This window comes from Micromonospora sp. NPDC049891 (assembly GCF_040660295.1).
Taxonomy (GTDB): Bacteria; Actinomycetota; Actinomycetes; order Mycobacteriales; family Micromonosporaceae; genus Micromonospora.
This window is the reverse complement of record NZ_JBFAML010000024.1, coordinates 40,985-51,880: the sequence shown is the minus strand read 5'-3', so window position 1 is coordinate 51,880 and position 10,896 is coordinate 40,985. Positions and strand designations below refer to the sequence as shown.

Sequence of the window (10,896 nt, the reverse complement as noted above, 5' to 3'; positions counted from 1 at the left end):
GGTCGGGACGACGTCGGCCCTTGTATCGGACTATTGAGTCTACGTTAGGGCCCGGCACGCAAGGCCAGTGCAGATTGATCACACCGTCCAGACTCTGGGACATGTAATCTCGCGGCGTGGATTCCGAGCGTACCGACCTCCTCGACCGGTTGGAACGGTTCTACGACGCGGTGCCCCGGGACGCGGCCCGTGTGGAAGATCACGGCAGTCTGGTGCTCTTCGTCCGGGAAGGCCCGGGATGGCCGTTCTACGCCCGGCCACGGCGCGACGGTAACGGATCACCGACCCTCGCCGACGTGGCGGCGGTGCGGACCCGCCAGCGGGAACTCGGCCTGCCCGAGTCCCTCGAATGGGTGCACGACACCACCCCCGCACTGCTGGCGGTGGCCCGCTCGGCAGGCCTGTGCGTCCTCGAAGCGCCGCTGATGGTGCTCGACCCGGCCGCCCTGCCGGATCCGGCGGAGCTGGGCGTACCGGTGCGGTTGCTCGACCCGGCGGATGCGGACTTCGACTCGGCGGTGGCCGCCCGGCGGGCCGTGGCGGCTGTCGGGTTCGCCGCCCCCGGCACCGGACGGGGTGCGGCCGGACCGGCCGAACGCGACACCGCCATGACCGGGCTGGACGCCGCGGCGGTCGAGGAGGAACGATCCCGCATCGCCGACGGCAGCCGGCTGTCCGCGCTGGCCGGCACCGCGACGGAGGGCCCGCTGGCCAGCGGGATGGCGATGCGGGTCGGCGACGTCGCCGAGATCGCCGGGGTGGCCACCCTGCCCACCGCCCGCCGCCGGGGGCTCGGCGCGGCGGTCACCGCCACCCTGGCCCGTACCCTGCTGGACACCGGCACCGACCTGGTGTTCCTCTCCGCCGGCAGCGAGGAGATCGCCCGGGTCTACCTGCGCGTCGGTTTCCGCCGCATCGGCACCGCCTGCATCGCCGAAGCCGCCGCGGTCACCCCCTGAACACCCACCCCCACCCGGTTGATCAAGAAGTTTTGGTCGCGCTCCCCGCTTCTGCTGACCAGAACTTCTTGATCAACGCGGAAAGCGGGCCGAAGTGGGTGGACGAGCGTCACACCGGGGGGCGCCACTGGGCGGCGATGGTGGCGGCGGTGCCGAGCAGGCGGGGGGTGATGGTGCCCAGGGCGGCGTCGCGGGCGCGCAGCGCCAGACGGCCCCGGGTGCGCAACACGGCGGACATCCGGCGGGTCTGCCGGACCACGGCCGCCGCGCGGGGTCGTCGCACCCGGTCGTACGCCACCACCGCGTCGGGCAGGGTCGACTCACGCAGCAGCGCGGCGAGCGTCGCGGCGTCCTCGAAGGCCAGGCAGGCGCCCTGCCCGAGGTGCGGCGGCATGGCGTGAGCGGCGTCGCCGAGCAGCACCACCCCGCCCGGCCCGGCCGGGTAGCCGTACGACCGGGGCAGCGGACGCAGCTCCCGGATCTCCCGCTGCACCAGGTCGGCCGGGTCGGTCGCGGCCAGCAGTTCGTCGACCGGCGCGGGCCAACCGGCGTACCACCGACGCAGCAGCGCCAACTGCGTCTCCGGCGGCTCGGGTCGAGCTGCCCCCGCAGCGGTGGCCATCCAGTAGATGCCGCCACGGCTGGAGGCACCGGAGGAACCACGCTCGCCAAGTGATGCCGCCACGAAGCGGTAACCGGCACCGAGGATCTCGCCGCCGACCGAATCGGGCAGACTGGACGCCCGGTACCAGGGAATCACCGCCCGCCAGGCGGCGCAGCCGGAGCTGACCACCCCCGATTCGGGGGCGAGCTGACGACGGATCACGCTGTCCGTGCCGTCGGCGGCGACGACCAGGTCAGCCTCGTACGTGTGCCGGCCGTCGCCGACGGCGGGCCGTTCACCAGCGGCGGCGCGCACCGTCCGCACCGTCACCCCGGTACGCAGCTCGACCCGCTCGCCCAGGCCCGCGATCAGTGCGTCGTGCAGGTCCTCACGGTGCACCACCACCGGGAGGCGCTCGGCCGGCGTCGGCCGGGGTTGCACCAGCCAGTGCCCGTCAGGCCGGCGGACACCCCCGTCGGGCAGCGCGGTGGCGATGGCGTCCAGCCCGGCGCCGAGCCCCAGGGCACGCAGCGCCCGGACCCCGTTGGGCCAGAGCACCACGGCGGCCGGCTCCGGGCGGATCCGGTCGGCGCGCTCCAGGAGGGTGACCTGCCAGCCCGAGCGGGCGAGCGCGCCGGAGACCGCCAGGCCGCCGAGCCCGCCGCCGACCACCACCGCGGTCCGCATGGCGTCCCCTGGCCTCAGCTGTCGCGGTCGGCGGGCCGCGCAGCCGCGGATTCCGTCGCCGTGCCCTCGGCGGGTGAATCCGACGCCGAGCCGGTCTCCTCGTCGTCGGCGGGCCCACCGGCCGACCCGGGACGCTCACCGGCCGCCCCGACGGGCCCACCAGCCGACCCTTGGGACGGCTCACCCAGGGTCCGGGCGGCGGTCGCCACCTCGTCGTCCGGCCGGTCCGTGCCGGGCTGGGAGCCCGCGTCCACCGGGTCCACAGCTTCGGGTGGCGCCTCGCCGGTCCGGCGCCAGTGCTCAAACTGCTCCTCGCTGACCACCCGGTAGCCCTCGGGCACCGCCGGCTCGGTGGTGGCACCCTTGGCCGACAGGTCCACCTGCGAGACGTCGGAGGTGGCCGGCCCCGTGGTGGCGACGGCCGGCAGGCCGACCGGGATCAGGAACTCCCGTGGCCCGCGTACCCGCAGGAAGTAGATGAGGGCGCCGAGGAACACCAGCGCCGCGGTCCAGACGTTGACCCGTACGCCGAGGATCGTGTTGGCCTCGTCGGTACGCATCATCTCGATCCAGAACCGGCCGGCGGTGTAACCCATCACGTAGAGGGCGAAGGCGCGTCCCCGGCCGAGCCGCAGCTTACGGTCGACGAGGTACACCATCGCGGCGACGCCGACGTTCCACAGCAACTCGTACGCGAAGGTCGGGTGGTAGAGCCCCTCCTCCAGGATCGGCTGGCCGGCCTCGTCGCGCAGCGCCTGCCCACCGTCCATCCGGTGGATCTCCAGCCCCCAGGGCAGGTCGGTCCGACCGCCGTAGAGCTCGTTGTTGAACCAGTTGCCCAGCCGTCCGATCGCCTGCGCCAGCGGCAGGCCCGGGGCCAGCGCGTCGGCGACCACGGTCAGCGGGATGCCCAGCTGCCGGGCGGCGATCCAGGCGCCGATCGCGCCACCGGCGACCGCACCCCAGATGCCCAGCCCACCCTCGTGGATGAAGAACACCCTGATCGGGTCCCCGCCGGTGCCGAAGTACTCCTGCGGCGAGGTGATCACGTGGTAGATCCGGGCGCCGATGATGCCCGCCGGCACCGCCCACACGGCGATGTCGAGCACCGCGCCGGGAGCGACGCCACGCTTGCGCAGTCGCCGCTCGGTGACCCAGCAGGCCACCACGATGCCGGCGATGATGCACAGCGCGTACGCCCGGATGGGAATCGGGCCGAGCTGCCACACGGCGTTGCTCGGGCTGGGAATGGCGGCCAGGGACGTCGGCGAGGCGAGACTCACGGGTGCACACGCTACCGCTGCGGACCCCTCCACCGTCACCCCGGTCCACCGCCCACCCCCCGCGACAACCCCCGCGATCTTGCACTTTCCGTCGCCACATAGGCGGCATTCAGCCCAAAAGGGCGACAGAAACTGCAAGATCGGCGCCGCAGGGGGGTGGGGTTACGGGGTGGGGTGGTGGACGCCTTCGGCTAGTTCGGCGCTGAGGGTGCGCAGGGCGGTCAGGGCGGCCGCCTCGTCGGGGGCGTCGAGCAGGCAGCGGATCAGGGCGCTGCCGACGATCACCGCGTCGGCGTATCCGGCGACCGTGGCGGCCTGCGCGCCGGTACCCACGCCCAGCCCGACGCCGACCGGCAGGTCGGTGACCTCCCGCACCCGGGACACCAGCACCGGTGCCGCCTGCGAGGTCTGTGACCGGGCACCGGTCACGCCCATGATCGCGGTGGCGTAGACGAAGCCCCGGCAGTGTGCGGCGGTCATCGCCAGCCGCTCGTCGGTGGAGGAGGGCGCGACCAGGAAGGTGCGGTCCAGCCCGTACGCGTCCGAGGCGGCCAGCCACTCGCCGGCCTCCTCGGGGATCAGGTCGGGGGTGATCAGCCCGGTGCCGCCGGCCGCGGCGAGGTCCCGGGCGAACGCGTCGACCCCGTACCGCTCGATCGGGTTCCAGTAGGTCATCGTCACCACCGGTGCGCCGGTGGCGGCGACCGCCTCGATGATGCGCAACGTGTCCCGGGTGCGTACCCCGCCGGCCAGGGCGATGTCGCTGGCGCGCTGGATCACCGGGCCGTCCATCACCGGGTCGGAGTACGGGATCTCCACCTCGATCACGTCGACACCCGCGGAGACCATCGCCTTCATCGCGGCGATGCTGCCCTCGACGGTGGGGAAACCGGCAGGCATGCAGCCCACCAGCAATGCCCGGCCGTCCGCCCGGGCCTTGTCGAACGCCACCCCGATCCGGCTGGTCCGCTCGCTCATGGCCTCACTCCTTGTCGAGGATGCCGAAGTACTCGCCGGCGGTGTGCACGTCCTTGTCGCCCCGGCCGGAGAGGTTGACCACGATTGTCGGCTGCCGGCCCAGCTCAGCGGCGAGCTTCGGCGCGATGGCCAGGGTGCCCGCGAGGGCGTGGGCGCTCTCGATCGCGGGGATGATCCCCTCGGTCCGGCAGAGCAGCTCGAACGCGGCCATCGCCTCGTCGTCGGTGACCGGTTGGTACGTGGCCCGGCCGGTGTCGTGCAGCCAGGCGTGCTCCGGGCCCACGCCCGGGTAGTCCAGACCCGCGGAGATCGAGTGCGACTCCTGCGTCTGGCCGTCGGCGTCCTGGAGCACGAAGGTCCGGGTGCCGTGCAGCACGCCGGTGGAGCCGCCGGTGATGCTTGCCGCGTGCCGACCGGTGTCCACCCCGTCGCCGCCGGCCTCGAAGCCGTACAGCCGCACCTGCGGGTCGTCGGTGAAGGCGTGGAAGATGCCGAGCGCGTTGGAGCCGCCACCGACACAGGCGGTCACCGCGTCCGGCAACGCGCCGGTCAGCTCCAGACACTGCGCCCGGGCCTCCTCGCCGATGCCCCGGACGAAGTCACGGACCAGCGCCGGGAAGGGGTGCGGCCCGGCTGCGGTACCGATCAGGTAGTGGGTCTCGTCGACGTTTGCGACCCAGTCCCGCATCGCCTCGTTCATCGCGTCCTTGAGGGTGCGCGAGCCGTTCGTCACCGGCACGACCGTCGCCCCGAGCATCCGCATCCGGGCCACGTTCAGCGCCTGCCGCTCGGTGTCGACCTGACCCATGTAGACCACGCACTCCAGGTCGAACAGGGCCGCGGCGGTGGCGGTGGCGACGCCGTGCTGACCGGCACCGGTCTCGGCGATCACCCGCCGCTTGCCCATCCGCCGGGTCAGCAGCGCCTGACCGAGCACGTTGCGCACCTTGTGCGCGCCGGTGTGGTTGAGGTCCTCACGCTTGAGCAGCACCCGGGCACCGGCCCGGGCGGAGAACCGGCGGGCCTCGTAGAGCAGCGACGGCGTTCCCGCGTAGTCGCGCAACAACCCGGCGAACTCGGCCCGGAAGGTCTCGTCGGCCATCGCCGCCTGGTGTGCCGACGCCAGCTCGTCGAGCGCGGCGACCAGGGCCTCCGGCACGAACCGGCCGCCGAACGTGCCGAAGTGGCCGGCGGCGTCGGGGAACCGGGCCGGCATCCCGGTGTTCGTGGCGTCAGCACTCATCGCGGGTCCTCTCGCTCACGGACGGTCAGCGGCGCAGGTCAGCGCACCGGGCGGGGCGTCGCCGGGTGGTTGCCGGCGTTCACCAGTTCGGCCACCGCCTCCCGGGGACTCTTCTGGGTGACCAGCCCCTCACCGACGAGGACGGCGTCGGCGCCGGCCGAGGCGTACCGGATCAGGTCGTGCGGGCCGCGTACACCCGACTCCGCGATCTTGACGACGTTGCTCGGCAGGCCGGGCGCGATCCGCTCGAACACCGACCTGTCGACCTGAAGGGTGCGCAGGTCACGGGCGTTGACCCCGATCACCTGAGCGCCGGCCTCCATCGCCCGGTCGGCCTCCTCCTCGTCGTGCACCTCGACGAGCGCGGTCATGCCCAGCGACTCGATCCGCTCCAGCAGGCCGACCAGCACGTTCTGCTCCAGCGCGGCGACGATCAGCAGCACCAGGTCCGCGCCGTGGGCGCGCGCCTCATGCACCTGGTAGCTGGAGACCACGAAGTCCTTGCGCAGCACCGGGATGTTCACCGCGGCCCGCACGGCGGCGAGGTCGTCGAGCGACCCGCCGAACCAGCGTCCCTCGGTGAGCACGCTTATCGCGCGGGCACCGCCGGCCGCGTACTCGCCGGCCAGGTCCGCCGGGTCGGCGATCTCGGCCAGCTTGCCCTTGGACGGCGAGGCGCGCTTCACCTCGGCGATGACCGCGACGCCGGGCCGGCGCAGGGCCGCGTACGCGTCCAGCGGCGGCGGCGCGGCGGCGGCCAGTTCACGGATCCGCTCAAGCGGAACCTGTTCCTGCCGCCGGGCCACGTCCTCCCGGACGCCGGCCAGGATCTCGTCGAGCACGCTGACGGGCGCCGCCGAACCGGCCTCGTCGCCTTCCGCGTGCGCATGCTCAGCAGTCACCAACGGACTCCCCTCTCCGGGTGTCATGGGCCGATGCTAGGGGGCCCCACCTGGACCCGACCGCTGGGGGTATGGCGCTCCTCACGAAATGGGCTGCGGCATAATGGCCGACTTGCGCGCACGGAATGTGACGCTGCGTCACGATACCATCGACGTTCGCCCATGTGCAGGCTGTCCGGCCGGCTGATCGTGGGGCATCGATCCGGCCACGTCGATGCTGTGACCAAGCTCAAGGACCAAGGTCCCTGTGCCGGTCACGCCCCCTACCGCAGAGTTGACGGTGCAGTCATCACCACGAAACCCGCGCCGAGCAACATCAGGCTCGGGCACACTCAATGACGCGCCTGCCCCACCGCCACGACGATCTCTCCCCGGGGTGATCATGAATACCTCCGCGCCGCACCAGACCATCGGACTCACCACCATCTCGCGCACCGTCGCGTCGCTCGCCGTCGGTGTCGTCCACACCCTGGAGCGGGCCGTGGTCGGGCCGGACCGGATCCGTACCGCGTCCGGCAACGCCTGGGAGGCCATCTGCGCCGACCGGGCCCGAGCCGACCAGCGGGCCGAGCTGGACCGCCTCGTCGCGGAACTCGCCGCCGCCCGGGCGCGCGCCCGGCAGCCGGTCGGCTGACCACACGCCCCAGGCAACGGCTGCCGCCCGGCCGGTCAGCGGATCGTCGGGTCCTCGCCGCGGTCCAGCGCCTCCCACGCCTCGACGGTGCCGGCGCCGCCGATCGGACCGCCGGTCCCAGCCGGCCGGGACGGCCGACGTTCGTAGCGGGCACCCATCGCCGGCCAGCGGTGACCGCGCAGCATGGTCAACGAACCACCGGCGGCGACCAGGATCCCACCCAGCAGGGTGAGCGCCGGCCACAACCAGGCAACCGGATCCCCCAGGTCACCGACGAGCCCGTAGCCGCCGAAGGCCGCCAGGGACAGACCGAGCAGGGTCAGCAGCCCGCCGAGCACCCGACGCAGCCGGCCCCTGGTGGCCAGCACCGCGCCGCCGCCGGCCAGCCCGACGAGGGCCAACGCCGGCAGCCACGGCAGCAGCTGCCCACCCGTGCGGCCCTCCTCCACCAGCAGCAACGGTTCCGACCGGCCGACCACGCCGACCGCCCAGACGCGGGTCACCGCCCACAGCGCCAGCCCCGCGCCGGCCAGGCAGAGCAGCACGGCGTACGCCAGCTCGCGCCGGCCCGGCACGGGCCGCGCGCCGCCGGTCCCCGGTTCCTCCGACGCGCTCACCGCGCCAGCCTTCCGTTCGCGACCGGGGAACTCCGCCGCGCCACCTTCCTCGCGCTCGCCGCGTCGGCTTCCGTCCGCGCTCACCGGGCCGGCCTGAGGGTTTCCGCGGCGGCGATGGCCGCCAGCACGGCCGCGGCCTTGTTCCTGGTCTCCTGGTCCTCGGCCGCCGGATCGGAGTCGGCCACCACACCGGCGCCGGCCTGCACGTACGCCCGACCGGCGCGGATCAGCGCGGTCCGGATCGCGATGGCCATGTCGAGATCGCCGGCGAAGCCGAAGTAGCCCACCGTCCCGCCGTAAAGACCCCGACGGACCGGCTCCAACTCCTCGATGATCTCCATGGCGCGCACCTTCGGCGCGCCGGAGAGGGTGCCCGCCGGAAAGGTCGCGGCCAGCGCGTCGAAGGCGGTGCGGTCCGCCCGGAGGGTGCCGACCACTGTGGAGACGATGTGCATCACGTGGCTGTACCGCTCGATGGTGGCGAACTCCGGCACCTCGACGGTGCCGGGACGGCAGACCCGGCCGAGGTCGTTGCGCCCCAGGTCGACGAGCATCACGTGCTCGGCACGCTCCTTCGGATCGGCGAGCAGCTCGGCGGCGAGCCGGGCGTCGGCCTCCGGGGTAGCGCCGCGCGGCCGGGTGCCGGCGATCGGATGCAGCAGTGCCCGCCGCTCACCGTCCACCTCACCTGTCACCTTCAGATGCGCCTCGGGCGACGACCCGACGATGTCGAAGTCGTCGAAGCGCAGCAGGTACATGTAGGGACTGGGGTTTGTGGTGCGCAGCACCCGGTAGACGTCCAACGGGTCGGCGTCGGTCTCCCGCTCGAACCGCTGGGCGAGCACGATCTGGAAGCACTCGCCGGCCCGGATCGCCTCCTTCGCCGCCTCCACCGCCTTCGGGTACCCGCCCTCCGGGGTACGGCTGCGCACCTCGCCGGCCGGTGGGCGGGCGACCGTGGCGACCATCGGCGGAATGGGCCGCGACAGCGCCGTGGTCATCGCGTCCAGCCGGCCCACCGCGTGGTGGTAGGCGGCGGTGACCCGCTCGTCGCGGCCCGGCTCGTCCAGCGGCGGCAGGATCGCGTTGGCGACCAGGATCGCCGAACCGTCGAAGTGGTCGAGCACCACCAGGTCGGTGGCGAGCATCATGCCCAGCTCGGGCAGGCGCAGGTCGTCCTCGGTGAACGCGGGCAGCCGTTCGAAGCGGCGGATCAGGTCGTAACCGAGATAGCCGACCATGCCACCGGTCAGCGGCGGCGTCCCGTCACCCGGCGCGCCGGGCGGGCCGGCCAGCGCCGTCACCGTCTCGCGCAGCACCTCGACCGGGTCTCCGGTGGTCGGCAGCCCGGCCGGCGGCACGCCGAGCCAGGCCGCGCTGCCGTCCCGCTCGACCAGGGTGGCGCTGCTGCGCACCCCGACGAAGGAGTACCGCGCCCAGGCCAGCCCGGACGAGCCGACCCCCTGCTCGGCAGACTCCAGCAGGAAGGTCCCGGGGCCACCGGCGAGCTTGCGGTAGACGCCGACCGGAGTCTCCGCGTCAGCGAGCAGCCGGCGGGTGACCGGCACCACCCGCCACCGGGCGGCCAGCTCGGTGAAGGTCGCCGCGTCCGGGCTCACCCGGCCGTCGCTGAGCCTGGTGATTCGCTCGCTTCGCTCGCTCATGAGGTCACCTCGCCGGTGACGGGGAGTTCGGTGAAGAAGCAGGTGCGCTGCCCGGTGTGGCAGGCGGCACCGACCTGGTCGACGCTCACCAGCACCGCGTCGCCGTCGCAGTCGAGTGCCACCGAGCGGACGTACTGGTGGTGGCCGGAGGTGGCGCCCTTGACCCAGTACTCGCGCCGGCTGCGCGACCAGTAGGTGGCCCGGCCGGTGGTCAGCGTGCGGTGCAGGGCCTCGTCGTCCATCCAGGCCACCATCAGCACCTCACCGCTGTCGTGTTGGCGGACCACGGCGGCCACCAGGCCGTCGGGGGTGCGCCGCAGGCGGCCGGCGATCTGCGGGTCGAGCCGCGACTGCCGCTGCGAGCCGCCCGGCGGCACCGGCTGGTCTGGGTGGGCGCCGGTCACCGGCGCGTCAGGTACGGGCACAGTGACCCATTGTCCTGCACGCGGCGCGGGTACCCCAGCGGGCTCCCGGCTGGCGGACGGCGTACCGCCGCCGGGCCGTGCCAACTGGGCGACGTAGCGGTCCAGGCGCCCGTCGAGCAGGGCGTCGGCCAGATCTGGACCAGCCGCCCGGGCCACCTCGGCGGCGTACGGGCGGATCAGCGGCAGGGTGCCGGTCACCAGACGGGCCGCTGCCGCCCACACCTGGCCGGTCGAGCCGGGACGCAGGCCGAGGCAGCGCAGCATGTCCTCGCGGTACCCGGTGGGCGCCACCGGCAGGTCGAGCGCGGCGGCGAAGGCCGACCGGCGGGAGACCACCCGCACCGACGGGTTGGCCAGCCGCAACACCGACGGGCAGAGCCGGGCCAGGTCGGCGGCGGCCAGCCGGGCACCGAGCGGGTCCTCGTCGTCCCGGGCCGAGGCCACCTTGCCGAGCGTGGCGATCAGTTCCTCCAGCCGTGGCTCGTCGGCCGGCTGGCAGAGCACCGGCAGGTCGATGCGGTGCCGCCAGTACGGGTCGGCCCAGAGCAGCCGGGTGGGGGCGGTCACCGGCAGGCCGAACGCCCAGTCGGCCGGCTCACCGAGCCGGGTCACCCAGGAACGGATGTCCCGGGCCGCGACCGACACGTGGGTCAGTCGGCCGGAGTGCTCCGCGAAGTACGCCTGGCGGGCCGCGTACGGAGCGCCACCGAGCAGCACGTCGACGTCGACGTCGCTGTGCGCGGTGGCGGCCCGGCGAGCGTGGCTGCCGCGCAGCAGGATGCCCACCACGGGCCGGTCGGCGCTCGCCCGCAGCCGTGCGGCCCAGTCGTCGAAGAACCCACTGTCCGGTGACGGAGCGTGATCCACTGCGCCATCGTGCCGCACGTCCGATCGGGGCGC

10 protein-coding genes and 1 pseudogene are annotated in these 10,896 nt (G+C 73.6%); 2 read left to right on the top strand and 9 right to left on the bottom strand.

Translation table 11 applies throughout. The features are described from left to right. Positions 1-116 precede the first annotated feature (116 nt). Positions 117-959 carry a GNAT family N-acetyltransferase gene (locus tag AB0I71_RS25060; protein WP_357588547.1) on the top strand — a complete coding sequence of 281 codons (843 nt, stop codon included), beginning with the start codon at positions 117-119 and terminating at the stop codon, positions 957-959. 109 nt (positions 960-1,068) lie between these two features. On the opposite strand, the gene AB0I71_RS25055 is transcribed toward AB0I71_RS25060, so the two are convergent. From AB0I71_RS25055 to trpC, 5 genes are all read right to left on the bottom strand, one after another. Then, the gene (locus tag AB0I71_RS25055) at positions 1,069-2,250 is read right to left on the bottom strand and encodes an NAD(P)/FAD-dependent oxidoreductase (RefSeq protein WP_357588545.1); all 1,182 of its coding nucleotides are present in this window, start codon (positions 2,248-2,250) and stop codon (positions 1,069-1,071) included. Positions 2,251-2,264: 14 nt separating this feature from the next. Further along, positions 2,265-3,533, bottom strand: a complete 1,269-nt coding sequence (gene lgt, locus AB0I71_RS25050; RefSeq protein ID WP_357588543.1) for a prolipoprotein diacylglyceryl transferase — start codon at positions 3,531-3,533, stop codon at positions 2,265-2,267. A 162-nt stretch (positions 3,534-3,695) separates the two neighbouring features. Next, positions 3,696-4,511, bottom strand: a complete 816-nt coding sequence (gene trpA / locus AB0I71_RS25045; RefSeq protein WP_357588541.1) for a tryptophan synthase subunit alpha — start codon at positions 4,509-4,511, stop codon at positions 3,696-3,698. 4 nt (positions 4,512-4,515) lie between these two features. Further along, complete coding sequence (trpB, locus tag AB0I71_RS25040) at positions 4,516-5,754, bottom strand: tryptophan synthase subunit beta (RefSeq protein ID WP_357588539.1); 1,239 nt, start codon at positions 5,752-5,754, stop codon at positions 4,516-4,518. A gap of 38 nt (positions 5,755-5,792) precedes the next feature. Further along, the gene (gene trpC, locus AB0I71_RS25035) at positions 5,793-6,596 is read right to left on the bottom strand and encodes an indole-3-glycerol phosphate synthase TrpC (protein WP_170863280.1); all 804 of its coding nucleotides are present in this window, start codon (positions 6,594-6,596) and stop codon (positions 5,793-5,795) included. A gap of 442 nt (positions 6,597-7,038) precedes the next feature. On the opposite strand from trpC, the gene AB0I71_RS25030 reads away from it, so the two are divergent. Further along, positions 7,039-7,290, top strand: coding sequence for a hypothetical protein (locus tag AB0I71_RS25030; protein ID WP_357588537.1), 252 nt, complete (start codon positions 7,039-7,041; stop codon positions 7,288-7,290). 35 nt (positions 7,291-7,325) lie between these two features. Here the strand turns inward: AB0I71_RS25030 and AB0I71_RS25025 are convergent, their stop codons facing one another. The 4 genes and pseudogenes from AB0I71_RS25025 to AB0I71_RS25010 form a co-directional block, all read right to left on the bottom strand. After that, a complete protein-coding gene (locus AB0I71_RS25025; protein ID WP_357588630.1) occupies positions 7,326-7,907 on the bottom strand; it encodes a Trp biosynthesis-associated membrane protein in 582 nt (193 codons plus the stop codon). Between the two features lie 80 nt (positions 7,908-7,987). After that, complete coding sequence (locus AB0I71_RS25020; protein ID WP_357588535.1) at positions 7,988-9,571, bottom strand: anthranilate synthase component I; 1,584 nt, start codon at positions 9,569-9,571, stop codon at positions 7,988-7,990. Next, positions 9,568-9,996, bottom strand: coding sequence for a phosphoribosyl-AMP cyclohydrolase (hisI, locus tag AB0I71_RS25015; protein ID WP_357588628.1), 429 nt, complete (start codon positions 9,994-9,996; stop codon positions 9,568-9,570). The genes AB0I71_RS25020 and hisI overlap by 4 nt, the downstream gene beginning before the upstream one ends. A 180-nt stretch (positions 9,997-10,176) precedes the next feature. Continuing rightward, positions 10,177-10,500: pseudogene (locus AB0I71_RS25010) on the bottom strand (phosphoribosyl-AMP cyclohydrolase); the annotation flags it as partial. Between the last annotated feature and the right edge of the window lie 396 nt (positions 10,501-10,896).

Bases quoted from the DNA above. Each gene is read 5' to 3' on its own strand.
- AB0I71_RS25055 (WP_357588545.1), bottom strand. From the start codon at position 2,250: ATGCGGACCGCGGTGGTGGTCGGCGGCGGGCTCGGCGGCCTGGCGGTC.
- trpA (WP_357588541.1), bottom strand. From the start codon at position 4,511: ATGAGCGAGCGGACCAGCCGGATCGGGGTGGCGTTCGACAAGGCCCGG.
- trpB (WP_357588539.1), bottom strand. From the start codon at position 5,754: ATGAGTGCTGACGCCACGAACACCGGGATGCCGGCCCGGTTCCCCGAC.
- AB0I71_RS25030 (WP_357588537.1), top strand. From the start codon at position 7,039: ATGAATACCTCCGCGCCGCACCAGACCATCGGACTCACCACCATCTCG.
- AB0I71_RS25020 (WP_357588535.1), bottom strand. From the start codon at position 9,571: ATGAGCGAGCGAAGCGAGCGAATCACCAGGCTCAGCGACGGCCGGGTG.